This is a genomic window from Tabrizicola sp., assembly GCF_030373185.1.
GTDB lineage: Bacteria > Pseudomonadota > Alphaproteobacteria > Rhodobacterales > Rhodobacteraceae > Tabrizicola.
The window spans coordinates 279,416-302,915 of the sequence record NZ_JAUCZH010000007.1; the positions used below are offsets into that span (position 1 = coordinate 279,416).

Here is a 23,500-nt window from a genome sequence, read left to right on the forward strand (position 1 = left end):
GCGGGGCCGAGAGAACAAACCTGCGGCGGCACGCCGCTCCGCTTGAAAACCGCCCATCAGGCGCGATCAATCCGGCACTGATAGCAGTTGTTTCGCGCCGATCGGACATGCAGATAGGCCACACGCGCATCGGAAAACAAGGCAGCTGCCCGCGCAACAATCGCCCCTGTCGCGACCACGCCCCCGGTGCCATAGACAATCCGATCATCCGCCCCATACCCCCGGAGGATGTAGTCCGACGAGCCGAGCGCTTCGGGCAGCGCCGCACCACCTCCTGCCTCACAGGGTGCATCACAAAGGAAGGTCGGCCCCACCTCGGCATAGGGCTGCGGCGCGGGGAAAGGCCGGTGCGCGAGCACCAGCATCCCTGCCCCTTTCGGGATCATCCGCAGACAATGCCGGCAAGGGTTCCCGTCCCCGTCCGCGATCTGGCGCTCCGGCACCTGTCCGTTGGCATCAAGTCCGCCAGCCTGATAGTGCCGGGCCACTTCCGTCGGTATCGCCTGAAATCGCATTTCATCCTCCGTTTACACGGAAGATATTCCGGTCGGAGCACCCCATGCGACCCGAAGCATGCGCAATCACTCTGGCTCCAGCATCCGCCCCAGAACCCGCCCGCCAAGAATGTGCAGATGGTAGTGCGGCACTTCCTGCAACCCATGCGCGCCGGCATTGGTGATGGCGCGGAATCCGTCCGGCCCGCTCAGCCCGAGGATCGCGCAGGTCTTGGCCACGGTGCGGTGAAAATCGACGATCTCTTCCGACGAAGCCTCGGCCGCGAAATGATCCAGCGTCACATAGGCCCCTTTGGGAACCGCCAGCACATGCACTGGTGCCTGCGGATGGATATCGTGGAAGACCAGCGTGTGCGGCGTTTCCATCACGGTCCGGTTCGGGATCTCGCCACGCAGGATGCGCGCAAAGATATTTGTCGGGTCGTAGCTCCAGCTCATGTCTCTCAATCCACGAATAGGTGATCTGTGGCCAGAATGTCCCGCGCCGCTTCAATCGGGATATCCAGAAACTCGGACAGCGGAAAGGCATTGTCCTCTGGACGGGCGGCCTCGCGCAAGCGGTGATATCCGGTCAGGTTCATGTCCCGGAGCCGGTCGCTTTCAAAGCTGACATCATAGCGGATCGTCGGCAGAAGCTGCGCCATCGCTGCCGCCGGGGTCTGCGGGCCAGCCAGACCGACGCGCCTTGCGTGTCCTTCCAGATAGGCGTCACTGAACGCGCAGTCGATCTCCAGCAAACGGACCTTCGCGCGGTCGTTGTAGAAATCCTGGATAAGATCGGTGCTGGCCGGATCGACACACAGAACCAGCCGGTCAGTTTCCCAATAGTCGAACAGCATCCGAACCAGCGCCCGACGGTGCCGCATCCGCTTTTCCAGACCGTTCTGAAGGCCACCCAGATCGGGCATCGGGGTCGCTTCTTCGTTGAACAGGTAGTTCACGGCAGGTAACCCCGTTGCGGTGCGCACCCGGTCCAGCAGCCGCTTTGCGACATGCCATTTCTTGCAGGTGACAAGCATCAACGTCCGACCGCGGCCAAGACTGGCCTCGGTTTCCCAGAACCGTGGCGCAAAGCGGCGCCCGAGCCGACCGCGTCCGGTCAGGAATTCGAACTGCCGCCGCCCTTCACTGCTGGTCTGGAAACTGCGCCCCGTCTCAACATAAAGTGCGCCCAGCCGTTCTTTCAGGTCCAGCGCATCGGGGCTGATCTTGCGGGCGAACAGGAATTCCTGCGCCAGCAACATTTCGCAATGGTCGTCATAAAAGGTGGCCGGCATCCCATAGTCAGTGAACATGAGATAGGTCAGCGTCCGCGACCGGATTTCGCGCTCTGGCACCAGATGGGCCACGATGGTCTGAAAGAAGGTCTCGTCCGGGATCCATGTGGTGCGGAAAAAGCGCAGCACGTCACGACGCTTGGCGATGAAGGCCAGCACCGCCTCGACTGTCTGCCGCCGCAGACACCACCACTGGCTGCCGATCCGGATCCGCAGATCCTGCGGCACCTTTCGCACCAGACCCAACTGCCTTTGCAGCCTCATCGAATGATAGAAAAGCGCCTTTTGGCGCCGTTCGTTGAACCAGTGCCGATAGATCAGCCGCTCTTGCTTGATGCCGGTCTTGATCCAGTCCGACGTCAGAAAGTCGAAGCTCTCGATATAGTCGACCTCTTCACGCTCCAGAAAGTCGCGCACATGTTCGGCCGTCTTGATCGGCATGCAATCACCCGAAAGCATGTAGAAATGCGTCGCTTGCGGGAAATCCGTCTCTGCGGCCTTCAACGCTTCAAGCGTGGCGGCCACCAGGCTCCATTCGCCCCAGCCGCATCTGATCCGACGCCGGGCAAAGGTAACCAATGGGTTCCCCGCCAAAGCCAGCCGGATACGGTCAAAATCCGCCGCTTTCGCCCGTGCATCGAAATGGATGGCAATGCAATCGCCTGCCGCCGTAAGCCGCAGGGCCTGCGCGATCACCCATTCCGGATCCTTGTGGCAAAGAAGAAGATAGGCGATCCGCGTCATCCGGCCTGGCCACTCGCGCATGGGGACATCCAGGACTCCCTAACCCTTGGCAAGCGTTCTTGAAAAGCCTGAATTTGTCTGGTTGAGTGCCACAAGCCGGGATTTGCATCACAGCGTCTGGTTCTGGCGGTTGGAAAGGGTCTTGAGATGGGGTTTCCCGGCACTTGGATGACGGAAAGCGAAAGCGTCGTCTACCGGGTCGTGCCAAAATGTGCCTGCTCGACCATCGGGCAGATCATGTTCTTTTCCGACCATGGCCGGTTTTTCGATGGCGACATTCATGACGCCAGCGAAGGGCTGCACAAATGGGCGATGGAAGCCAGCCAGCCGAAGATCGAAGCGAATGTGCGCGAACACAAGAGCTATGCCTTCACCTGCGTTCGCAATCCGTACACCCGGATCCTGAGTTCGTTCTTCGACAAGATCTGCGGCATCCAGCGCAATGGAAAACGCTACCGGGGTAATCTTGTCCCTCTGCTGGTGCAGAAATACGGGGTTCAGGTCGGCGGAGACGACGGCAAGCAAGAGTTTGACCAGATCGCCAGCTTCCGCCGGTTTCTCTTGTTCGCCCGCGACACCATCCGCTGGAAAAAGCCGATGGAGCCGGACATTCACTGGTCGGCGATGGCCGGGCATATCTCGACGTTCATCGTCAACGGCGGGCGCTACGACCAAATCTTCTTCACCGAAGATTTCAATGCCGGGATGCAGTCGGTTCTGGACAATATCACTGTGCCGCACACCGTCGATCTGGCCACAATCCCCCGGTTCAACGAAAGCGAGGGCCACGGCCCGACACGGGCGCATCCGGTCGAGGATTATTTCGACGATCTGTCGATGCATCTGATGTGGGAAATCTACAAACGCGACTTTCAGCTGTTCCGCTATGACTTCGACAATCCCGCCAACAAGATGCCGAAAGGCCTGGTTGATCTGGACGAGGTTCACGCAAAGTTGGGGGAATGACGGCGGTGGACAACGTGATCGGTGGCTGTCTTTGTGGCGCGCTCCGCTTCACCGCAACGGGACAACCCTATCGGGTCGGCCTTTGCCACTGCCTTGACTGCCGCAAGAGCCACGGCGCGCTGTTCCACGCTTCTGCCATCTACCCCGAAACCGCCGTGACCATCACCGGCGAGGCCCGAAGCTACCGCGATCGCAGCTTTTGCCCGACCTGCGGCTCGCCGGTCTTTGCTCATATGGGCGACGAAATCGGCATCAACCTTGGCGCGCTCGACGAACCCTCGCGCTTTCGCCCGACCTACGAGTTGTGGACGATCCGGCGCGAGGACTGGCTGCCTGACTTCCCCAGGATGCGGCAGCACGACCGGGACCGTGGCGAAGGTCGAACCGAGGGCTGAATTCCTTCAGGAAGTTCTGGCCCCGCTCAGATCGGATCGTCGGCGCCCACGCCCCGGAACCAGCGCACGATAGCGGCGCGTTCCTCCGGTTCCATGTAGCTCAGATTACCCGGCGGCATCGCATGGGTCACCCCTGATTGCAGATAGATCCGCCGCGCCTCCTGCGCAATCTGCCCTTCCGTCTCCAGCACCACGCCCTTTGGCGCCCAGTGCAGCCCCTCCCATCCCGGTTCGGCGGCATGGCACATGCTGCACCGGCCCTGAACGATACCGACCACATCCTCAAACCCATCGGCCGAGGCCAGCCGCAACGCCTCGCCCCGCAGCGCGGCCTCTCCTTCGGCCAGTTTCATCGGGGTGGAAGACAGCCAGGCGATCAGCAGGAAAAGGATTGCCGTCACGCCCCATGTCCAGTGCGGGTTGCCCTTGCGGGCGTGCTTGGTGTTGAACCAGTGCCGGATCGTGACGCCCATCAGGAATACCAGCGACGCAATCACCCAGTTCCATTCCGTTGCAAAGATCAGCGGGTAATGGTTCGACAGCATCAGGAAGATGACCGGCAGCGTCAGATAGTTGTTATGCGTGCTGCGCTGCTTGGCGATCTTGCCATACTTGGGGTCAGGTTTGCGGCCCGCCTTCAGATCGGCCACCACGACCCGCTGGTTCGGCATGATGATGAAGAACACGTTCCCCGACATGATCGAAGCCGTGAACGCCCCCAGATGCAGCAGCGCCGCGCGGCCAGAGAACATCTGCGCATAAAACCAGCTCATCCCCACCAGCAACACGAACAGCGCCAGCATCAGCACATTCTGATCGGCGTTGACGAAGACCTTGCACAGCGTGTTGTAAGCGACCCAGCCGAAGGCCAGCGAAGCCACCGAAATTGCAACCGCCTGCCAGACCGAAAGCTCCATCACCGTGGGATCGATCAGGAACATCTCGGCGCCAAGGTAATAGACCAGCACCAGCATCGCAAAGCCCGACAGCCAGGTGGCGTAGCTTTCCCATTTGAACCAGACCAGATGGTCAGGCATCTCTGCCGGGGCCACGAGATATTTCTGGATATGGTAGAACCCGCCACCATGGACCTGCCATTCCTCGCCATCCGCCCCAGTGGCAAGGTTGCGGTCGCGGTGCAGGCCAAGATCCAGCGCGATGAAATAAAAACTTGATCCGATCCAGGCGATTGCCGTGATCACATGCAGCCAGCGGGCTGCGATTTCGACCCATTCCCACAACACGACCCAGTCATACATCACCGCACCTCCCGGGGTTTTGTCGAAACGCTATACCGGCCCAGACCTTTCTGTTAATCCATAGAAAGACCGCATCACTTTCAAGCCCTGCCGAACAATGGCCTCCAGATGTCTTATGTAAACAACATCCGCATGTTCGTCCGCGTCTATGAATTGGGCAGCATGTCCGCTGCGGCGCGGGATCAGCGCACGTCGCCGGCCGTATCGTCAGCCCGGATTTCGGAGCTGGAGAAACACCTTGGCGTGCGCCTGTTCAGCCGCACCACCCGGAGCCTGCAACCGACCGAAAACGGCCGCATCTTCTATGACGGCGCCCGCCGCGTGCTGGAAGCGATAGACGAGGCCGAAGCCGCGGTGATGGATGTCACGCAAAATCCGCGCGGCACGATCTTCGTGGCCGCCCCGCTTGGCATCGGACGGCGGTTCATTGGCCCGCGCGTGCCGGCCTTCAAGGATCTTTATCCGCAGATCGACGTGCGCCTGCGCCTGTCGGACCGGGGGATCGACGTGGTGGCCGAAGGGATCGACGTGGCCTTTCATCTTGGGCTTCTGGAGGATTCGACGCTCAAGGTCCGCACCATCGCCGATTGCCCTCGATTGTTGTGCGCCGCCCCCGCCTATGTCGAACGTCGCGGGATGCCTGCTGACGGCGCCGCCTTGCTGGCTGACAAGCATGATTGCCTGAACCTGCGCTTTCCCGGCGCGAAGGAGTTTCAGTGGACGCTTGCCACCCCCGAAGGCCCGCGCCGGTTTGAAATTGCCGGCCCGTTTGAAAGCGATGATGGCGATGTGCTGACCGGATGGGCGCTTGACGGGCGCGGCATCGTGCTGAAACCGCTGTTCGAGGTCGCCGATCACCTGCGGTCCGGCGCGCTGGTCCCGGTGGCCACCGCCACGCCCCCGCTGCCGATCCAGCTTTCCACGCTTAGCCAACACCGCAGGCTGAAAGACCCCAAGGTACAGCTTTTCACCGATTTCATGACACAGCAGATCCGCGAAGACCTGCGCCGGGCAACGCAGGGGGCCTAGGCCGGGCAACCCTGCTGATCAGCAAACGCAAAAGGGCGGAGCCGAAGCCCCGCCCTTCCCGTCACCGCAGCGCCCCTTACTGGATGCGCTGGCCGTTCACATAGATCTCGAACCCCGGCTTGGCCTCGATCTTGGAGGTCAGCGTGTCCGGACCCGCGCCGGGCGACATGAAGGCGCCCATCATCATCCGCGCGCCCATTGCATCTTCCTGCGCCAGAATGCCGGTTGCGATCAGCCCGTCGATCAGCGCGTTTGCCCCGGAGATCGACACGTCGGCCTCTCCGATCGGCATCGGCATGCCCATGGAGTTGTCGAAGGTGAAAGCGCCGGTTCCCGCCAGTGCCGCGCCCGCCACCTTCAGCGAAAGCTCGGTGATGTCGAGGTTTTCCGGTGCCGGGATCGGGGGCATGCCGCCCATCTCGTCCGCTGCGATCATTGCAGGAACGTCGATCTTCGTCTTGCCCGAGATATCGACCGCCAGATCCGCCGCATCGCGCGAGAAGACAGCACCGGGGTCGATCATCGCCCAGGCCTCTTCGTTGACGCTGAACTGGCTGAACTTCATGATCAGACCAAAATCACCCGCCACGTCATTTGCGATCACCGGCGCTGTCATGCCGAACATGATCGGACCCGAGGTCACTTGCACCGGCACCGGCATCATGCCCGAGTTCACTTTAACATCCAGACCGGCCCCCTGTGACTGGATCGAGAAGGTGTCCTTGTTGAAAACCGCCGTTCCGTCACCGCCGCCGGCCGTAATTTCCATGCTCATGGGAAAAAAGGCGCTTTCCTGAGTCATCGATCCGACCGAAGTGCCTTGTTTGGTGGAAACGCTGATGGCCAACCCTTCCTGAAGGGCAGCGCCAAAATCTTGTGGCCCGGCCATATCGGCAAGTGACATGCTGGACGGCAAGGCGAGGTCAAACGACACCTCGACATCGGCGGTGTCACTGGCCGTTGTCTGCTTCATTTCCAGACCGGCATCATCAAGCGTGGTGTTATAGGCAAGCGCGCCCGCCTTGATGTCCAGCCCGAAGGTCCGGTTGGTGCCGGGGGTGTCAGAATAGGTGCCGGACAGGTTGGACAGCCCAACGGTTCCAGCGGCCTTGGTTTCAGGCGGGGTGGTGCCATCAAAAGACGGATAGGACGGATAGGTGGTATCATAGACCACATCCAGCTTCGCAGCAGCGAAATCATAGGCCAGGCCGCCATCCGCCTCACGCACGATCATGGTCAGACCGTCATGCACGATGCGGGCCGAACCTTGGGTATCGCCCGTCAGATCGAGGCCGATATCCGCACCCGGCGCGATTGTGACAGAGCCGTCCGTTTCTTCGGTCAGCCGCATGTCCGAAATCCTGATCCCCGCCATTCCGGCTGGAGCGATCGAAACGCCGTTCAGCGTCAGTGCGCCGCCGTCATTGTTTTCCGTGGCGGCGGTCACCTCAAGCCCGATCATCGCGCCGGCGTCCTTCCAGGACTGCCAGACCTGATCAGCCGTCAGCGCGGCATGGGCCGTTCCACCCATCAATAGGACAAATGCAGGCGCTGCAAAGCAAGACGTCATCCGAAACATACGATTCTCCCAAACGAAATTTTACGGCGAAATCAAACCCTGTATTGACCGCAACCGCAAGTAATCGTTTCGCGACCCAAGCCGTCATGACCCCCGGTAAGTCGAATAGCTGAACGGGGAAATCAGCAACGGCACATGGTAATGCTGTCCCGCATCCGGCACGCCAAAGCGGATTGGCACCTGGTCCAGAAACAGCAGCCCATCCCCCGCCTGACCCGTCGCGCGCAGATAGTCCCCTGCGCCGAAGACCAGTTCATAAACGCCAGCAGTCAGATCCGCGCCTTCCAGCATCGGCCCATCGGTCCGCCCGTCCGCATTCGTCACCATCTCCTTGATCCGAAGGTGGCTGTCGCCTGAAATCCGGTACAAGGTGATCTTCACCCCCGCTGCGGGTTTGCCCTTTGCCGTATCCAGCACATGCGTGGAAAGCCGTCCCATCTGAAACCTCCGTTTTCCGGCATCAGACCACGAAACCCCTGCCCCTGCGACCCCGCATTGCCCGCATATGACCTTTCGTGAAATCTTGAAAATATCTACTGCCATTCTCGCCTAATCTCGCCCGACGCCCAAGGAGAAGCCCGTGAACCGCTATCCCCGAGATTTCCGTGGCCATGGCCCCGACGCCCCCGATGCCCGCTGGCCGGGTGGCGCGAAGATCGCCATCTCGCTGGTCCTGAACTATGAGGAAGGCGGCGAGAACAGCATCCTTCACGGCGACGCCCAGTCTGAGGCCTTTCTGTCCGACATCGCTGGCGCCCAACCCTGGCCGGGGATGCGGCACTGGAACATGGAATCGCTATACGACTACGGCGCGCGGGCCGGGTTCTGGCGGCTCCATCGCCTGTTCACCGGGCGCAACCTGCCCGTCACGATCTACGGCGTCGCCACCGCCCTTGCGCGCAACCCCGAACAGGTGGCCGCGATGAAATCCGCCGGCTGGGACATCGCCAGCCACGGGCTGAAATGGGTCGATCACCGCGACATGGCCGAAGATCAGGAACGCGCCCAGATAGCTGAGGCGATCCGCCTGCACACCGAAGTTGTCGGCACCCCGCCGCGTGGCTGGTATACCGGGCGTTGCTCCTTGAACACGGTCCGGCTGACGGCGGAAGCCGGGGCTTTCGACTGGATCTCAGATACCTATGACGACGATCTGCCCTATTGGGCCGAGGTGGGGGGCCGTGACCAGCTGGTGATCCCCTACACCCTTGAAGCCAACGACATGCGCTTTGCCACCGCGCCGGGCTACATCGAAGGCGAACAGTTCTTCACCTACCTGCGAGACACCTTCGACACCCTCTATGCCGAAGGGGCTGACGGTCGGGCCAAGATGTTCTCCATCGGCTTGCACTGCCGCCTGATCGGGCGTCCCGGCAAGATCGCCGGCCTGATCCGCTTTCTTGACCACGTCCAGCGCCATGAAGGCGTCTGGTTCGCCACCCGCAGCGACATCGCCGCGCATTGGGCCGCAACCCACCCGCACGCCCGCATCGAACGCCCCAGCCAGATGACCCGCACCCGCTTTGTCGAACGCTTCGGCAGCATCTTCGAACACTCCCCCTGGATCGCAGACCGCGCCTTTGACCTTGAACTCGGCCCCGCGCATGACTCGGCGGTGGGCCTCCACAACGCGCTTGCCCGCATCTTCCGCAGCGCCACGCCCGCCGAACGCCTTGGCGTGCTGAACGCGCACCCCGATCTTGCCGGCAAACTTGCCGCCGCAAAGCGCCTGACCCCGGAAAGCACCGCCGAACAGGCCAGCGCCGCGCTTGATGCGCTGACCGATGCCGAACGGGCGGAGTTTCAGCGCCTGAACACCGACTACGTCGCCAAGCACGGCTTTCCCTTCATTATCGCCGTCCGCGACAACACCAAGGCAAGCATCCTGAATGCCTTCCAGACCCGCCTTGCGAACAATACCGAACAGGAATTCACGATGGCCTGCGCCCAAGTCGAACGCATCGCCGAACTTCGCCTGAAGGACCAGTTGCCATGACCGAAAAGCCCGCCGGCTACTACCATCCCCCGGGCGGCCTGCCCTCGCAGACCACCCTGATGACCGCCCGCGCCGTTTTTACCCCGGCTTATGCCTTCATCCCCAAGGGTTGCTTTTCCGAAATCGTCACCAGCAATCTGCCCGGCTGGACGAAAACCCGCCTCTGGCTGATCGCCCGGCCCATGTCAGGCTTCTCCGAAACCTTCAGCCAATATGTGATGGAGGTGGCCCCCGGCGGCGGCTCCGACACCCCCGACACTGACACCGGCGCCGAACACTGGCTTTTCTTCACCGACGGACTTGCCACGGTGACGATAGACGGCACCGGCTATGAGATGGAAGCAGGCTCCTACGCCTACATCCCCCCCGCCAGCCGCTGGACCCTGCTTGCCGAGGGCGGCAGCCCCGCGCGTTTCCACTGGCTCCGCAAGCTTTACGAACCCGCCCCGGGCCACCCCGCGCCCGCACATTTCGTCATCAACGAACGCGACGTCCCCGTCCGCTTCATGCCGGGCACCGACAACCGCTGGGGCACCACCCGCTTCGTCGACCCCGATGACATTGCCCATGATGCCCATGTCAACATCGTCACCTTCCAGCCCGGCGGCCGCATCCCGTTTGAAGAAACCCATGTGATGGAACATGGCCTTTACGTCCTTGAAGGCCGCGCCGCCTACAAGCTCAACCAGGACTGGGTCGAGGTCGAGGCCGGTGATTTCATGTGGCTGCGCGCCTTCTGCCCGCAGGCCTGCATCGCCGCAGGCCCCGACCCGTTCCGCTACCTCCTTTACAAGGATGTCAACCGCCACGCCAACCTGCGCCTTATGCGCTGACATTCATCTGTCCGGAAATATCCCACGGGGAGCGCGAGGGGTGTGAAACCCCTCGCTTCCGCCGCCCGCAAGAAAGCCAGCCGATGCAGACCCTGCACGCCGAACCCCTCACCGCCGCCGGCTTTGCCCCCTTCGGCGATGTTCTGGACGCTACCGGTGATTTCCGGCTTATCAACGACGGGCTCTGCCGCCGCCACCACGACCGCGCCCGGCTGGATTTCGGTGACGCCCGCGCTGGCATCTCGATCTTCCACGCCGAACCCCGCGCCCTGCCCTACCGCTTTGACCTGATCGAGCGTCATCCCGAAGGCTCACAAGCCTTCATCCCGATGACGCAAGCTCCGTTCCTTGTCATCGTTGCGCCTGATCCGCAGGCACAACCGCGCGCATTCCTTACAAATGGCGCGCAAGGGATAAACCTGCTGCGTGGCACATGGCACGGTGTGCTGACACCCCTTCATTCCCCCGGCATCTTTGCCGTTGTGGACCGGATCGGCCCTACGCCGAACCTTGAAGAATACCGTTACACCCAACCGTGGACGGTGCTGGCCCCCTGAACGGGGTATTAACCGGATCGCACCCAAGGGGCAGTGCGAAGACGGCGAGAACATAAACGCCCCGAGGGAAAGGTAACCACAATGACCAGCGCATCTCTGGGGACACCAGAGCAACTTCGAGACCCAGATTACTTGCCGCCCCTTGGGCAGGCCGTGCCTTTGGGGATTCAACACGTCCTTGCGATGTTCGTCTCGAACGTCACGCCAGCGATCATCGTCTGTGGCGCAGCGGGGATCGGTTTCGGGTCAGATCAGGGCGCGCTCGGTTTTCCCGACATGACCTACATGATCCAGATGTCCATGCTGTTTGCAGGCATCGCCACGCTTTTGCAAACCGTCGGCATGGGTCCGGTCGGGGCAAGATTGCCGATCGTGCAAGGCACGTCCTTTGCCTTCGTGCCGATCATGATTCCGGCCGTCGCAGGTCTTGGCACCGCCGGGCTTGGCGGGCTGATGACCGGTGTGGTCCTTGGCGGTATCTTCCACTTCTTCCTTGGCTTCATCGTCGGCCGCATCCGCTATGCCCTGCCGCCGCTGGTCACCGGCCTGATCGTGCTGATGATCGGTCTGGCACTGGTCAAGGTCGGTATCCAGTATGCAGCGGGCGGCGTTCCGGCCATGGAGGCAGGCATGCGCGCCATTGCCGATGCCAAGGCCGCCGGCACCCCGGTTGACTGGTCCACGATAAAGTTCGGCAGCTTCAGCCAGTGGCTTCCGGCGCTGGTCGTGATCCTTGTCACGCTGGCGATCAAGTTCTTTACCCGCGGTTTCATGGCTGTTGCCGCCGTGCTGATCGGCATCCTTGCCGGTTACGCGGTCGCGCTTGCCATGGGTCAGGTCAGCTTTATCGCCGTCGAGCGTGCCGGCTACTTCGCCTTGCCAAACCCGTTCATGTGGGGGTTCGAGATCAACTTCGCCATCATCATCGGCATGTGCTTCATGGCAGTGGTGTCGGCGATCGAGACCGTGGGCGATGTTTCGGGAATCGCCAAGGGCGGCGCAGGCCGCGAGGCGACGGACACTGAAATTCAGGGCGCGACCTTCGCTGATGGTGCAGGCACAGCCGTCGCGGGCATCTTTGGCGGGCTGCCGAATACCTCGTTCAGCCAGAATGTCGGCCTGATCGCGATGACCGGAGTGATGAGCCGCCATGTCGTGACCATCGGCGCGCTGTTCCTGATCGTCTGCGGGCTGATCCCCAAGGTGGGTGCGGCCATCAACACCGTCCCGATCAACGTGCTGGGCGGCGGCGTGGTGGTGATGTTCGGCATGGTTTGCGCTGCGGGCGTCAACATGCTGTCCGAGGTAAAGTGGAACCGCCGCAACATGGTGATCTTCGCCACCGCGCTGTCGATCAGCCTTGGCCTGCAACTGGTCCCCGAGGCGCTGCAACACATGGGGCGCACGGCACAGATCCTGCTGACTTCGGGCCTTCTGCCCGCAGCCGCCATCGCGATCATCCTGAACCTCGCCCTGCCGGAAGAACTGGGCGACTGAGAAGATGTCCGCGGGGTGCGTATAGTTCGCGCCCCGCGGGCTTTCGGCTCAGGCCATTGCCCGGGCCATCTCCAGCATCCGGTTGGAAAAGCCCCATTCGTTGTCATACCAGCCAAAGACGCGCAGCAATCCCTGCGGCGTCATGCGCGTTTCAGGGCAGGCCATGACGATGCTCTCGGGACGCGCCCGCAGGTCTGACGACACCAGCGGCAAGTCTGTCGCCCCGATCACCCCACCCGCCGCCTGGAACGCCGCGTTGACCGCCGGGATATTCGCCGGGCGGTCGGTGATGACGCTGAGGTCAACGCAGGACACGCTGGCCACCGGCACCCGAACGGCTGACCCCATGATCCGTCCGGCCACCTCGGGCAGGACCTGATCGAGCAGGCGTTGCGCGCTCGTCGTCGTTGGCACCATCGACAGCGCAGCCGCGCGGCTGCGGGCGAAATCGGCGGCGGGGGCATCCACGGTCGGCTGACTGCCGGTGTAGCAATGGACAGTGGTCATCGACCCGGTGACTACCCCCCATTCCCGATCCAGGAGCTTGACCAGCGGCGCCAGCGCATTGGTGGTGCAACTGGCGTTCGACACGATCCGCTGATCCCGCAGCGCCCCCTCATTGGCCCCCAGCACCACCGTCACCTCGGCCGCAGCCGACGGCCCAGAGATCAGCACCCGCTTTGCCCCGGCGACCAGGCCGCGCTTTGCCATCTCAAGGCTTTCAGCCCGCCCGGTGCATTCCATCACGATATCGACGCCTGACAGATCCAGCGTGGACAGATCCGCCGCCCGGTGCAGCGGGATCACCCTGCCGTCGACCACCAAAGCGCCGCCCTCCAGCGTTGCCTGCCCCGGCCACGGCCCGAAGACCGAGTCGAACTGGAACAGGTAGGCGCACATTTCGGCCGTGGCGATGTCGTTGATCCCGACGATCTCAAGCCCCGGCACCGCTCCCTTGGCCCAGGCCCGCAGCACGGATCGCCCGATCCGCCCGAACCCGTTGACGAACACCCGCATGACCTGCCCCTCCAGCCCTGATCGGTGCAGTCTCAGCACGCGCGGGCCGCCGCTTCAACAGGCGTTTGATCAAAATTTGTACCCAGAACAATTGACCGGGTGCGTCACCGGATACGCCTTCATAGGTTAGACCTGCACCTCGACGCCCATCCCACGTTCTCTTGCCAGACGCACCGCCATCGCGGCGACGGCAAGATCCTGCAATCCGACGCCAGTGCCATCGAACAGGGTCACTTCATCCGACGACCGCCGCCCGGGATGCGCCCCGATCAGAACATCGCCCAGCGGCGTGATCGCGGTCGCGTCCAGAAGTCCGGCCGCGACGGCATGCTGCGCCTCGCCAAGACTGACAGATTGGGCGACCTCGTCGGCAAAGACACAGGCGCGGCCCAACAAGGCGGGCTCCGCCTCTTGCTTGCCGACCGTATCTGTCCCCATGCAGGCCAGATGCGTGCCATCCGCCACATGGGCCGACATCAGGCTGGCCGCAGGGCTGGAGGTTATGGTGATGATCACATCCGCCTCGACCATCCGGCCCAGCGGGACCGCCTCGAAGGGCAGGCCAAGTTCGGCGGCAATCGCGCCAAGCTTTGGCAGCATCTCGGGGTGCAGGTTCCAGGCGATGACCTTTTCGAACCGCCGCACCCGCGCCGCGGCCCGCAACTGGAACCCGGCCTGATGCCCCGCGCCCACGATGCCAAGGATCTTCGCATCGCGCCGTGCCAGCCGGTCGATGGAAATGGCCGAGGCCGCCGCCGTCCGCAGCGCGGTCAGAAGCCCACCGCCCACCATGGCCGTCGGCCGCCCCGTTTCAGGATCGAACAGGAAGACGGTTGACTGGTGATTGATGATCCCCTTCGCTGCGTTGCCGGGGAAATACCCGCCCGCCTTCACGCCCAGTTGCCCGCCCGACCGATCAAGCCCGGACTTGAAGCCATACTGCCGCCCCTCGCCAAGCGCCTCACGCACGACGGGGAAGTTATAGGCCTCCCCCCGGGCCATGGCGGCAAAGGTTGCCTCGACCGCCTGGAAGGCATCTTCGGGCGAGACGAGTTCGGCGATAAGGGCCTCGGGGACGATCAGCATGTGGGTGTTCCTTGCGGTAATGGCGGAGCGGGGGTTTCCCACCCCCGCCAGCCCAGCGGTTTCTCGAACCAGTGGCAAAACCGCTGGGCTACGTGGGATACTATCGCACAGAGGAAGCCTAGTAGGCCTTGCCGCGGGCCGAGACCGGCCAGACGACCTCCACCACGCCATTCCTGACACCGACATACCAGTCATGCACGTTGCAGGTCGGGTCACAATGGCCGGGGACAAGCTTGAGCTTGTCGTTGACCTTCAGAACACCCGCCGGGTCTTCGACAACACCATGTTCATCGCTGCATTTGACGTATTTCACGTCCGTCCGACCAAAGATGACCGGCAGGCCCGAGTCGACCGACTGCGCCTTCAGCCCAGCATCGACGATGGCCTTGTCGGCCTTTGCGTGGGACATGACCGAGGTCAGGATGAAAAGCGCGTTTTCCCATTCGCCCTGATCGATCCGGCGGCCATCCTTGTCGAGGATACGGCCATAGTCGGCATCCATGAAGGCATAGCTGCCGCATTGAAGTTCGTTGTAAACGCCTGAGGTGCTTTCGAAATAATAGCTGCCGGTGCCGCCGCCGCCAACGATGTCGCAGGCGATACCCATCGCGCCCAGCGTATCCACCGCATCCTTCACCTGCGCCACGGCAAGGTCGATCTTGGCCTTGCGGTCGTCATAGCTGTCCATGTGCTGCATCGCGCCCTGATAGGCCTGGATACCGGCGAACTTCAGGCCCGGGGCCGCGTCAATCGCCTTGGCCAGTGCCACCACTTCCGGCGTGGTCTTCACGCCGCAGCGCCCGGCGCCGCAGTCGATTTCCACGAGGCACTCGATGGTCGTGCCATGCTTGACAGCCGCCGCAGACAGGTCAGCCACATTGTCGAGCATATCCACACAGCAGATCGCCCGCGCTCCCAGCTTGGGGATCCGCGCCAGCCGGTCGATCTTGGCCGGGTCGCGGACCTGGTTGGAAACCAGCACATCCTTGATGCCGCCACGGGCAAAGACCTCGGCCTCGCTGACCTTCTGGCAGCAGACGCCGACCGACCCGCCGAGGCGTTCCTGCAAGAGGGCGACATCGACCGACTTGTGCATCTTGCCATGCACTCGGTGGCGCATGCCGTGGGCCTTGGCATAATCGCCCATCTTCTTGATATTGCGTTCCAGCGCGTCGAGGTCGAGAACAAGGCAGGGGGTCTGGATATCCGCCTCGGCCATCCCCGGCAGGGCGGGGATGTCATAGCCGACTTCAAGGCCGTCGAATTTCGGATGCGTGTTCATGTGCTTACCCTTTCATCCAAGGCAGGTTGTCCAGATCGACGTTGCCGCCGGTGATGATGACGCCGACGCGGCGACCGCGGAAGGCGTCCTTGTGTTTCAGGATCGTCGCCAGCGGCACGGCGCAGCTTGGCTCCATCACGATCTTCATCCGTTTCCAGGTCAGCTTCATCGCCTCGATGATTTCGTCCTCGGTGGCGGTGAAGATGTCGGTGACATGGTTCTGCACGAAATGCCAGGTCAGGTCTTTCAGCGGCACCTTCAACCCGTCGGCCACCGTTTCCGGCGCGTCGTCGGCAATGATGTGACCGGCCTTGAAGCTGCGATAGGCGTCGTCGGCGTTCTTTGGCTCGGCGGCGTAGACATCCACCCCCGGCGCGATGTTCGACACGGTCAGGCAGGTGCCGCTGATCATGCCGCCGCCGCCAATGGGGGCGATGATGGCATCCAGCCCTTCGACCTGATCCAGCAGTTCGCGTGAGCATGTCGCCTGCCCGGCAATCACGCGCGGGTCGTTGTAGGGGTGGACGAATTCCCCCCCGGTCCGCGCCTGCACCTCGGCAAAGATCGCTTCACGGCTTGTCGTCGAAGGCTCACATTCGGTGATCGCGCCGCCATAACCGCGCACGGCGTCTTTCTTGGCCTGCGGCGCGGTGCGCGGCATCACGACGTTGCAGGGGATGCCCCGGCGACCAGCGGCATAGCTGAGGCTGAGCGCGTGATTGCCTGATGAATGGGTGCAGACACCCTTTGCCGCCATGGCATCGCCAAGGCCGAAGACCGCATTGCAGGCACCGCGCACCTTGAAGGCACCGGCCTTCTGGAAGTTCTCGCATTTGAAGAACAGCTCGGCCCCAGTCAGGTCATTGAGGTAGCTGGAGGTCAGGACCGGCGTGCGGTGGATATGGGGCGCGATGCGGGCATGGGCGGCCAGCACATCATCAAAAGTCGGGATCAGCATGGGAAAGTCCTTCATTCTGCGGCCATTGCCATGGCCGGAACCGTGCCGCGATAGTAGTCCTGCGCCGCTGCCACGCCCGAGCCGAGGGTGACCCCCCAGCCAAGATCGGCCATGCACATCTCGGCCGTGGCAAGGCCCGACAGCACCATGACTTCGGTCAGCATGCCAAGATGGCCGATGCGGAAGACCTTGCCGGCCACTTCCCCAAGACCCACACCAAAGGCCACGCCGTATTTGCTGGCGGCCAGTTGCACCAAGGCCGTGCCATCACAGCCCGCAGGAACCTTCACCGCCGTCACCGTATCGGAATAAAGCTCGGGCGAGGCGGCATAGGGCGTCATCCCCCATGCGGTGATCGCACGGCGCACGCCTTCGGCAAGGCGGTGGTGGCGGGCGTAGACATTCTCCAGCCCCTCGGATTCAAGCAGGTCGATGGCATGTGCCAGACCCGCAATCAGACCGACCGGCGGGGTATAAGGAAAGCCGCCCTTGGCGTAGCTTGCCAGCATGTCATTGAAATCAAAGAAGGTGCGCGGCAGGGTGGCCGTTTCCATCGCCGCGATGGCCTTTGGCGACACCCCAAGGATCGCAAGGCCCGCGGGCAGCATGAAACCCTTCTGGCTGCCCGCAACCGCGATATCGACGCCCCAGCCCGTGAACTCGAACGGCATCGACCCGATGGAGGACACGCCATCAACAAACAGCATGGCGCCATGCCCCGCCGCGTCCATTGCCCGGCGGATGCCGCCGATATCGGATTTCACGCCGGTCGCAGTTTCGTTATGGGTGGCCAGAACCGCCTTGATGCTGCCTGTCTTGTCAGCTTTCAGCGCGGCCTCGATGGTTGCCAAGGGCGCGCCCTGGCCCCATGGCGTCTCGATGATCTGGACGTTCAACCCGTGGCGCTGGCAAAGGTCGATCCAGCGATGGCTGAACATCCCGAAGCGGGCGGCAAGCACGGTATCACCGGGCGAAAGGGTGTTTGTGACCGCCGCCTCCCAGCCGCCTGTGCCGGTGGCCGGGATCAGGATGACTTCACCATCCGCCATTTTCAGCACCCGCCGCACACCTTCAACCGCAGGCTTGAACAGGCGCGCAAACGCCGGGGACCGGTGGTCAAGCGTCGGCATGTCACAGGCCTTGCGGACGGAGTCGGGAATATTGGTCGGGCCGGGGATGAAGACGGAGTTCTGGAAGGACATCGGGGCTCTCTCCCTTGAGGATGGGTGCAACCTACCCATCCACCGCACCATTCACAATTTTTTCGAAAAGATTTTTCATTTTGTGATTCTTCTGATGTTATTAATCAATAACAGTGGTTTGCTCTTTTTCAGCAGAAGGAACGGGGAACGATGGCTCAGAAACCACGTGGGCGACCGAAGGCGTTCAACGACAAGACCGACCAGAACACCGTGCAGGCTTTGGACCGGGCGCTTTTCCTGCTGGAGCATCTGGCCCAAGGCCCGGGTCGCACGCTTTCCGACCTGGCCGAGGAAACCGGTCAGGCCGTCGCAACTACGTTCCGCGCGCTGCAAACCCTGCAAGGGCATGGCATGGTCGAGGTGGAAGAACCCGGCCAGCTTTGGCACATCGGGGCCGGGGCCTTCCGGATCGGCACCGCCTTCCTGCGCCGGACCAAAGTGGTGGAACGCGCGCGGCAACCGATGGATGCGCTGATGCGCGAGACAGGGGAAACCGCGAACCTTGGGGTCGAGGTGCGGGGCGAGGTGCTGTTTCTGGCGCAGGTCGAAACGCATGAGGCGATCCGCGCCTTCTTTCCGCCCGGCACCAAAGGCCCGATGCATTCCAGCGGAATCGGCAAGGCCTTGCTGGCGTGGTATCCGGAAGACCGGGCGCGCGAAATCATCGCGCGGCAGGGGTTGCAGAAGTTCACCACACTGACGCTGACCTCGGACACCGCGCTATTGCGCGACCTGGCCCGCACACGGGAACGCGGCTTTGCCATCGATGATCAGGAACGCGCCGAGGGCATGCGCTGCATCGCTGCCCCGATCTTCAATTCCCATGCCGAGCCGGTGGCGGGTCTGTCTGTATCCGGCCCCGCTTTCCGGGTGGGTTTGTCTGATGCCAGCCGCCTCGGTGCGCTGGTCCGCGCTGCGGCGGACCTTGTGACCGAGGCGACGGGTGGCGTGCGGCCTTAGGCCAGTTGCGCGGCCTTGGCGTGCAGATGGTCTACAAGTGCCGGATCAAGACCAAGCCGCGCGGCCAGCATTGCCAGATAGCCCTTTTCAGCGGGCGCATTCTCATCCACCACCAGAAGCGAGGCGGCGTAAAGTTCGGTCGCCTCGCGTTCGGTGCGGGCAAGGGCTGCAACGCGGCCCACATCAAGCGGCGCGTCCAGTTCGGCGGCGATCAGCGCAGTGGCCTCGGCCCCAAGCCCAAGGTTGGGCAGTTGCGCGTCGATCCGTGCGCGTTCGTCCGGGGTGACATGGCCATCAGCCTTCGCGGCGGCGATCATCGCTTGCAGGATACGGGTGGCAAGGTCATCGGCGGCGACGGGATCGGCGGGGAGGAACTCGGTTCCTTCGGGTGCAGGCAGGCTGACCGGGCCACCTTCGGCGCCCGCCGCCTTGCCGGCCTTCCAATCCTCATAGGCCTTGTAGGCCAGACCACCGATCAGCGCAGCGCCGCCCACCCGGACACCTGTGCCAAGCAGCCTGCGCCCGCCTCGGGTCAGCAAGACCCCCAGAAGGCCACCGGCAATTGCGCCTTTGCCCAGCGCGGACTGGTTGTTCCATGTGTCTTTCGCCTTGCCGGTCAAGCCTTTGGCACCTTGGCCACCGGTTGCCTGACCAAGGCCGCCCGTCAGGCTGTCCAGCAGGGATTTCGCGTTCAACATCGTTGGCTCCTGTCTTTGTCCGACGACATATGTGCATCGGCGGACAGCGATGCAATGGCCGGGTTCAAGTCTCCCAGCCGCCCCCGCCCGGGGTCCGCATCTCGAAAACAGCACCGGCGGGAAGGTCGCGTTCGTCGTTGCCTTTCAGCGCTTCCGTCCGCCCGTCAGGCCAGTGGACAAGGTTTTCGCCCGTGGCCCCCGGCCCGCCACCTGCCGCACCGAATGGCGCGATCCGGCGGCTGCCACAAAGGGTGGTCACGGTCACCGGCGCAAGGAACCGCAGGCTTCGCACAGCGCCGTTGCCCCCACGCCAGTGACCGCTGCCACCAGAACCATGCCGGATCGAAAACTCCTCCAGCCTTACGGGAAAGCGTTTTTCCAGGATCTCGGGATCAGTCATGCGGGTGTTGGTCATATGGCTTTGCACGGCGTCGCAACCGGCAAAACCGGGGCCAGCCCCAGTGCCGCCGGCAATCGTCTCGTAGTTCTGGAAGGCGTCATTGCCCCAGATGAAGTTGTTCATCGTGCCTTGCGCAGCCGCCACCACCCCAAGCGCGCCATAAAGCGCATTGCAGGCCGACTGGCTGACCTCGGTATTCCCGGCGATCACCGCCGCCGGGGCTTTCGGGTTCAGAAGTGAGCCTTCCGGCACAATGATCGTCAGCGGCGCAAGACAGCCTTCGTTCAAGGGGATGGCCTTTCCGACCAGCGTGCGGAAGACATATAGCACCACCGCCCGCGTCACCGCCTGCGGGGCGTTATAGTTGCCCGAATGTTGCGGGCTGGACCCGGTAAAGTCGATCGTCGCCGCGCGCTTTGCATGGTCCACCATAACACGGACGCGGATCGTCGTGCCGATATCCATCGGATAGCTGAATTCACCATCCTTCAGCCGGTCGATCACCGCGCGGACACATTCTTCGGCGTTTTGCTGAACATGGCCCATGTAGGCGGCCACCACTTCAGCGCCATGGGTGGCCACAACGCGCAGGAGCTCCCGACGTCCGGTCTCATTCGCGGCGATCTGCGCCTTGAGGTCGGCCATGTTCTGATCCGGCGACCGGCAGGGCCAGCGCCCCGAGGCCAGAAGCGCGCGGGTCTCGGTCTCGCGCAAGTGACCTTCAACGACCAGCGGGAACAGGTCGATGACCACACCTTCTTCCTCGATCGTCGTGCTGTCGGGCGGGCCTGACCCGGGCGTCCGCCCGCCAATGTCGGCGTGATGCCCGCGCGAGCCAAGCCAGAAGGCCGCGCGGCCTGCCACGAAAACCGGGGTGATCACCGTCACATCCGGCAGATGCGTGCCACCGTTCCAGGGGGAGTTCAGCATCCATGCGTCCCCCTCCTGCGCAGTCGCCCCAACTGCTGCGATCACCGTCTTGACAGCATGGGACATCGACCCAAGGTGAACCGGCACATGGGGGGCATTGGCCACCAGATCGCCGGACGCATCGAAGATGGCGCAGGAAAAGTCGAAGCGTTCCTTGATGTTGACCGACCATGCGGTGTTGGCCAAGGTCGCCCCCATCTGGTCGGCAACCGACATGAACAGGTTGTTGAACACTTCCAGCAAGACCGGATCGGCCTTTGTCCCCGCCGCCGGCGGCCGGGCAATCGCTTCGGTCCGGGTCAGGATCAGGTTGGCCGATGCATCTACCCGCGCTTGCCAGCCCGGCTCGACGATGGTGGTGCCAGTGGCTTCGGTGATCACGGCAGGCCCGGTGATGCGGGTGGCGCTGCCGCAGGTTTCGCGCTGGTAAAGCGGCACGTCCTGCCAACCCCCGTCCACCCAAAGCCGAAGCGTCGTGAAGGCGGCCCCGGGCTCTGGCCCCGGATCCATTGGTGGCAAACCTGCCCCGCCACCTTCGGCCTCGACGGCGAGCATTTCGAACAGGACCGCGCGTTCGGGCGAGGTGAAGCCGAACCGCGCCTGATGGGCCGCCGCAAAGGCTGCACGCATGTCGGCTTCGGGCGCGAAAGGCACCGGCAAGGACTGATGCGACCCGTCATAGCGCAGATGCGCGGTGCGGCTGACCTTGGGGGCGGCGATGCCCTGCGCGGCAAGGTCTGCCGTGGCGTCGGCGGCAAGCGCGTCAATCCGGGTGCGGGCTTCGCTCACGGCGGACAAGGGGGCGTCAAACTGCGCCTCTCGCAGGCTGCGCAGATCGGCCAGCCCCATGCCAAAGGCCGAAAGCACCCCGGCATGCGGATGCAGGAACACGGTCTGCATCCCCAAGGCATCGGCCACACCGCAGGCATGCTGCCCGCCCGCACCGCCAAAACATTGCAGCGCATAGCCGGTCACATCATGGCCGCGCTGAACGCTTATCTTCTTGATCGCATTGGCCATGTTGTCGATGGCGATCCGCAGGAAGCCTTCGGCCACCACCTCGGGCGGATCAAGCCGCCCGGTGACGGCGGCAATCTCATGCGCCAAGGCCCGAAACTTCGCCCCCACCTCGTCGCTGTCCAGCGGCTGATCGCCCCCGGGGCCAAAGACGGCGGGGAAGTGGTCGGGCGACAAACGGCCCAGCATCACATTGCAATCAGTGATCGTCAGCGGCCCGCTCCGGCGATAGCTGGCCGGGCCAGGGTTCGCGCCAGCACTTTCCGGGCCAACCTGAAACCGCCCGTCACGAAAGGTGCAGACCGACCCGCCGCCCGCCGCGACGGTGTGGATATCCATCATCGGCGCGCGCATGCGAACGCCTGCCACTTCGGTTTCGAACGACCGTTCATATACGCCTGCAAAATGGCTGACATCGGTCGAGGTGCCGCCCATGTCAAAGCCGATCAGCCGGTCAAATCCAGCCGCCTGCGCGGTCTGGACCATGCCGACGATCCCTCCTGCCGGGCCGGACAGGATGGCGTCCTTGCCCTGAAAGCGCCCGGCCTCGGTCAGCCCGCCGTTCGACTGCATGAACAAAAGCCGCCTTGTCGCCCGGCCCATGTCCAAAGCACCTTCAACCTGTGCCACATAGCGGCGAAGGATGGGTGACAGGTAGGCATCGACCACTGTCGTATCGCCGCGCGGCACGATCTTGGCCAGACGGCTGACCTGATGCGAAAGCGAGATCTGCGTGAATCCTGCCTCGGCCGCCAGTTCCCCCACCCGCGCCTCATGCGCGGGGTTCACATGGCCATGCATCAAGGCGATGGCCACTGCGCCGATGCCTTCGGCCCGCGCCGATGCCAGCGCGGCCCGGATCGCGCCTTCATCCAGCGGCCGCACTTCGCGGCCTTCGGCGTCAAGGCGGCCCGGAACCTCGGCCACGCGTTCATAAAGAAGATCGGGGCGGCGGATGTTCAGGTCAAACAGCGCGGGCCGGGACTGGGTGCCGATCCGCAGAAGATCGCCAAAGCCTTCGGTGATCAGCAGAAAGACCCGTTCGCCCTTGCGTTCCAGCAAGGCATTGGTCGCGACCGTGGTTCCCATCTTGACGGCGGCTATCGTCCCGTCCGGGATCGGTTGACCGGGCGCAAGACCAAGGCAATCGCGGATACCCTGCACGGCGGCATCGCCATAACGTTCGGGATTTTCCGACAAGAGCTTTACCGTCACAAGACCGCCATCCGGGGCGCGGCCCACGACATCGGTGAAGGTGCCGCCGCGATCAATCCAGAATTCCCAAGCGCCCATCGTCCTGCCT

The 23,500-nt window shown here is 63.2% G+C and carries 21 protein-coding genes; 8 read left to right on the forward strand and 13 right to left on the reverse strand.

The genetic code is table 11. The features are described 5' to 3' along the window. Positions 1-56 precede the first annotated feature (56 nt). The 3 genes from QUV21_RS14705 to QUV21_RS14715 form a co-directional block, all read right to left on the reverse strand. On the reverse strand, positions 57-515 hold the full coding sequence (locus tag QUV21_RS14705; RefSeq protein ID WP_300855938.1) for a DUF1203 domain-containing protein: 459 nt from the start codon (positions 513-515) through the stop codon (positions 57-59). A gap of 66 nt (positions 516-581) precedes the next feature. Continuing rightward, entirely contained in the window at positions 582-953 is a 372-nt protein-coding gene (locus QUV21_RS14710; protein ID WP_300855939.1) for an HIT domain-containing protein, read from the reverse strand. 5 nt (positions 954-958) lie between these two features. Next, the gene (locus QUV21_RS14715; protein WP_300856081.1) at positions 959-2,536 is read right to left on the reverse strand and encodes a DUF5928 domain-containing protein; all 1,578 of its coding nucleotides are present in this window, start codon (positions 2,534-2,536) and stop codon (positions 959-961) included. 147 nt (positions 2,537-2,683) lie between these two features. Here QUV21_RS14715 and QUV21_RS14720 point away from each other — a divergent pair, with 147 nt between their 5' ends. Together QUV21_RS14720 and QUV21_RS14725 are read left to right on the forward strand one after the other, a co-directional pair. Then, the gene (locus QUV21_RS14720; protein WP_300855940.1) at positions 2,684-3,502 is read left to right on the forward strand and encodes a sulfotransferase family protein; all 819 of its coding nucleotides are present in this window, start codon (positions 2,684-2,686) and stop codon (positions 3,500-3,502) included. 5 nt (positions 3,503-3,507) lie between these two features. Next, a complete protein-coding gene (locus tag QUV21_RS14725) occupies positions 3,508-3,897 on the forward strand; it encodes a GFA family protein (protein ID WP_300856083.1) in 390 nt (129 codons plus the stop codon). A gap of 26 nt (positions 3,898-3,923) precedes the next feature. Here the strand turns inward: QUV21_RS14725 and QUV21_RS14730 are convergent, their stop codons facing one another. Then, on the reverse strand, positions 3,924-5,156 hold the full coding sequence (locus QUV21_RS14730) for a urate hydroxylase PuuD (protein WP_300855941.1): 1,233 nt from the start codon (positions 5,154-5,156) through the stop codon (positions 3,924-3,926). Between the two features lie 108 nt (positions 5,157-5,264). On the opposite strand from QUV21_RS14730, the gene QUV21_RS14735 reads away from it, so the two are divergent. Continuing rightward, on the forward strand, positions 5,265-6,185 hold the full coding sequence (locus tag QUV21_RS14735) for a LysR family transcriptional regulator (RefSeq protein ID WP_300855942.1): 921 nt from the start codon (positions 5,265-5,267) through the stop codon (positions 6,183-6,185). Positions 6,186-6,261: 76 nt separating this feature from the next. Here the strand turns inward: QUV21_RS14735 and QUV21_RS14740 are convergent, their stop codons facing one another. Beyond that, on the reverse strand, positions 6,262-7,764 hold the full coding sequence (locus tag QUV21_RS14740; protein ID WP_300855943.1) for a DUF2125 domain-containing protein: 1,503 nt from the start codon (positions 7,762-7,764) through the stop codon (positions 6,262-6,264). 84 nt (positions 7,765-7,848) lie between these two features. Continuing rightward, on the reverse strand, positions 7,849-8,202 hold the full coding sequence (gene uraH / locus QUV21_RS14745; RefSeq protein WP_300855945.1) for a hydroxyisourate hydrolase: 354 nt from the start codon (positions 8,200-8,202) through the stop codon (positions 7,849-7,851). Positions 8,203-8,344: 142 nt separating this feature from the next. Between uraH and puuE the strand changes: the two genes are divergently transcribed. The 4 genes from puuE (at position 8,345) to QUV21_RS14765 (ending at position 12,647) form a co-directional block, all read left to right on the forward strand. Then, the gene (puuE, locus tag QUV21_RS14750) at positions 8,345-9,760 is read left to right on the forward strand and encodes an allantoinase PuuE (protein ID WP_300855946.1); all 1,416 of its coding nucleotides are present in this window, start codon (positions 8,345-8,347) and stop codon (positions 9,758-9,760) included. Beyond that, positions 9,757-10,593: a bifunctional allantoicase/(S)-ureidoglycine aminohydrolase gene (locus QUV21_RS14755; RefSeq protein WP_300855947.1), complete on the forward strand. Its 837-nt coding sequence runs from the start codon at positions 9,757-9,759 to the stop codon at positions 10,591-10,593. Before puuE ends, QUV21_RS14755 begins: the two co-directional genes overlap by 4 nt. A gap of 83 nt (positions 10,594-10,676) precedes the next feature. Beyond that, on the forward strand, positions 10,677-11,150 hold the full coding sequence (locus tag QUV21_RS14760) for an ureidoglycolate lyase (RefSeq protein ID WP_300855949.1): 474 nt from the start codon (positions 10,677-10,679) through the stop codon (positions 11,148-11,150). Positions 11,151-11,231: 81 nt separating this feature from the next. Beyond that, positions 11,232-12,647, forward strand: a complete 1,416-nt coding sequence (locus QUV21_RS14765; protein ID WP_300855950.1) for a nucleobase:cation symporter-2 family protein — start codon at positions 11,232-11,234, stop codon at positions 12,645-12,647. 48 nt (positions 12,648-12,695) lie between these two features. Here the strand turns inward: QUV21_RS14765 and QUV21_RS14770 are convergent, their stop codons facing one another. From QUV21_RS14770 to bhcA, 5 genes are all read right to left on the reverse strand, one after another. Further along, positions 12,696-13,664, reverse strand: coding sequence for a glyceraldehyde 3-phosphate dehydrogenase NAD-binding domain-containing protein (locus tag QUV21_RS14770; protein ID WP_300855951.1), 969 nt, complete (start codon positions 13,662-13,664; stop codon positions 12,696-12,698). A 126-nt stretch (positions 13,665-13,790) separates the two neighbouring features. Next, positions 13,791-14,750: an iminosuccinate reductase BhcD gene (gene bhcD, locus QUV21_RS14775; protein WP_300855952.1), complete on the reverse strand. Its 960-nt coding sequence runs from the start codon at positions 14,748-14,750 to the stop codon at positions 13,791-13,793. A 118-nt stretch (positions 14,751-14,868) separates the two neighbouring features. Further along, the gene (gene bhcC, locus QUV21_RS14780; protein WP_300855954.1) at positions 14,869-16,032 is read right to left on the reverse strand and encodes a 3-hydroxy-D-aspartate aldolase BhcC; all 1,164 of its coding nucleotides are present in this window, start codon (positions 16,030-16,032) and stop codon (positions 14,869-14,871) included. 4 nt (positions 16,033-16,036) lie between these two features. After that, the gene (gene bhcB, locus QUV21_RS14785; protein ID WP_300855956.1) at positions 16,037-17,005 is read right to left on the reverse strand and encodes a beta-hydroxyaspartate dehydratase BhcB; all 969 of its coding nucleotides are present in this window, start codon (positions 17,003-17,005) and stop codon (positions 16,037-16,039) included. Further along, positions 17,002-18,192, reverse strand: coding sequence for an L-aspartate--glyoxylate aminotransferase BhcA (gene bhcA, locus QUV21_RS14790; protein ID WP_300855958.1), 1,191 nt, complete (start codon positions 18,190-18,192; stop codon positions 17,002-17,004). Before bhcA ends, bhcB begins: the two co-directional genes overlap by 4 nt. 150 nt (positions 18,193-18,342) lie before the next feature. Here bhcA and bhcR point away from each other — a divergent pair, with 150 nt between their 5' ends. Continuing rightward, entirely contained in the window at positions 18,343-19,152 is an 810-nt protein-coding gene (bhcR, locus tag QUV21_RS14795) for an HTH-type transcriptional regulator BhcR (protein ID WP_300855959.1), read from the forward strand. Here the strand turns inward: bhcR and QUV21_RS14800 are convergent. Together QUV21_RS14800 and QUV21_RS14805 are read right to left on the reverse strand one after the other, a co-directional pair. Continuing rightward, positions 19,149-19,850 (reverse strand): tellurite resistance TerB family protein, encoded by a 702-nt coding sequence (locus QUV21_RS14800; RefSeq protein WP_300855961.1) that lies wholly within the window; start codon positions 19,848-19,850, stop codon positions 19,149-19,151. The two genes, bhcR and QUV21_RS14800, sit on opposite strands and share 4 nt — an antisense overlap. Positions 19,851-19,914: 64 nt before the next feature. Then, entirely contained in the window at positions 19,915-23,490 is a 3,576-nt protein-coding gene (locus QUV21_RS14805) for a hydantoinase B/oxoprolinase family protein (RefSeq protein ID WP_300855963.1), read from the reverse strand. Between the last annotated feature and the right edge of the window lie 10 nt (positions 23,491-23,500).

Excerpts from the sequence above, each read along its gene's own strand:
- QUV21_RS14705 (WP_300855938.1), bottom strand. The coding sequence starts at position 515 with ATGCGATTTCAGGCGATACCGACGGAAGTGGCCCGGCACTATCAGGCT.
- QUV21_RS14710 (WP_300855939.1), bottom strand. The coding sequence starts at position 953 with ATGAGCTGGAGCTACGACCCGACAAATATCTTTGCGCGCATCCTGCGT.
- QUV21_RS14715 (WP_300856081.1), bottom strand. The coding sequence starts at position 2,536 with ATGACGCGGATCGCCTATCTTCTTCTTTGCCACAAGGATCCGGAATGG.
- QUV21_RS14720 (WP_300855940.1), top strand. The coding sequence starts at position 2,684 with ATGGGGTTTCCCGGCACTTGGATGACGGAAAGCGAAAGCGTCGTCTAC.
- QUV21_RS14730 (WP_300855941.1), bottom strand. The coding sequence starts at position 5,156 with ATGTATGACTGGGTCGTGTTGTGGGAATGGGTCGAAATCGCAGCCCGC.
- QUV21_RS14735 (WP_300855942.1), top strand. The coding sequence starts at position 5,265 with ATGTCTTATGTAAACAACATCCGCATGTTCGTCCGCGTCTATGAATTG.
- QUV21_RS14740 (WP_300855943.1), bottom strand. The coding sequence starts at position 7,764 with ATGTTTCGGATGACGTCTTGCTTTGCAGCGCCTGCATTTGTCCTATTG.
- uraH (WP_300855945.1), bottom strand. The coding sequence starts at position 8,202 with ATGGGACGGCTTTCCACGCATGTGCTGGATACGGCAAAGGGCAAACCC.
- QUV21_RS14755 (WP_300855947.1), top strand. The coding sequence starts at position 9,757 with ATGACCGAAAAGCCCGCCGGCTACTACCATCCCCCGGGCGGCCTGCCC.
- QUV21_RS14760 (WP_300855949.1), top strand. The coding sequence starts at position 10,677 with ATGCAGACCCTGCACGCCGAACCCCTCACCGCCGCCGGCTTTGCCCCC.
- QUV21_RS14765 (WP_300855950.1), top strand. The coding sequence starts at position 11,232 with ATGACCAGCGCATCTCTGGGGACACCAGAGCAACTTCGAGACCCAGAT.
- QUV21_RS14770 (WP_300855951.1), bottom strand. The coding sequence starts at position 13,664 with ATGCGGGTGTTCGTCAACGGGTTCGGGCGGATCGGGCGATCCGTGCTG.
- bhcD (WP_300855952.1), bottom strand. The coding sequence starts at position 14,750 with ATGCTGATCGTCCCCGAGGCCCTTATCGCCGAACTCGTCTCGCCCGAA.
- bhcC (WP_300855954.1), bottom strand. The coding sequence starts at position 16,032 with ATGAACACGCATCCGAAATTCGACGGCCTTGAAGTCGGCTATGACATC.
- bhcB (WP_300855956.1), bottom strand. The coding sequence starts at position 17,005 with ATGAAGGACTTTCCCATGCTGATCCCGACTTTTGATGATGTGCTGGCC.
- bhcA (WP_300855958.1), bottom strand. The coding sequence starts at position 18,192 with ATGTCCTTCCAGAACTCCGTCTTCATCCCCGGCCCGACCAATATTCCC.
- bhcR (WP_300855959.1), top strand. The coding sequence starts at position 18,343 with ATGGCTCAGAAACCACGTGGGCGACCGAAGGCGTTCAACGACAAGACC.
- QUV21_RS14800 (WP_300855961.1), bottom strand. The coding sequence starts at position 19,850 with ATGTTGAACGCGAAATCCCTGCTGGACAGCCTGACGGGCGGCCTTGGT.
- QUV21_RS14805 (WP_300855963.1), bottom strand. The coding sequence starts at position 23,490 with ATGGGCGCTTGGGAATTCTGGATTGATCGCGGCGGCACCTTCACCGAT.